The sequence below is a fragment of the Streptococcus sp. CF8-6 genome (assembly GCF_024295845.1).
GTDB classification, from domain to species: domain Bacteria; phylum Bacillota; class Bacilli; order Lactobacillales; family Streptococcaceae; genus Streptococcus; species Streptococcus oralis_BO.
On record NZ_JANCOF010000016.1, the window covers coordinates 1 to 643 of the forward strand.

General features: G+C 30.0%; 1 pseudogene. It reads left to right on the forward strand.

Annotated elements, in window-relative coordinates:
* Positions 1-398: 398 nt before the first annotated feature.
* A pseudogene (locus NML69_RS09905) lies at positions 399-643 on the forward strand (immunity protein); the annotation flags it as partial.

Here is a 643-nt window from a genome sequence, read left to right on the forward strand (position 1 = left end):
TAATAGATTAAAAAATAATTATCGATTATAAGAAGTGAATAAGATTAGATTTCTGAATAATAGAATTTAATCTTATTCACTTCTTATTAGTTGACTAAGGAAATTGTGCTCTTTGAGCAATTCAAGACGTTTCGATGACCATTCATGATTTGGGTGAATTAAGCTCAAAAGGAGTGCTATACTAGCAGTGTAAAGGTTGTAGCTAAACTAAGATAAAGCATACATTTAGGAGGAAATCTTATGAAGAAAAAAATATTAATCATTTTAACCTTGTATCTGATCATGTCCATCTTTCTTTATCCGCTTAGGGAGAGTATTTGGTATCATCTATTTTATACCATAGCCTATCTGATTGCGGTTATGATCTATTTTGTTTTAATTAAAAAGAAAGAAAAGAAATGAAAGCTTTTCTTGCTAAAAAACGAATCATATTCTTTGCGAGATTATTCCTGGGTCAGTTGCTTTTGCTTGTCTCTACTTATCTATTTTTATCTCGTCAGTTTTTACATTTTTCCTTAGTTTTTCAATTGCTTCTAGTTATTATTAACTTAGCTTCTATTTTGGTTACTGTTTATCTCACTAGGGGAATGAGGATAAGAGAGTTTGAAGATGATGATCTGGTTAGTCCTAGAATCAATCAACT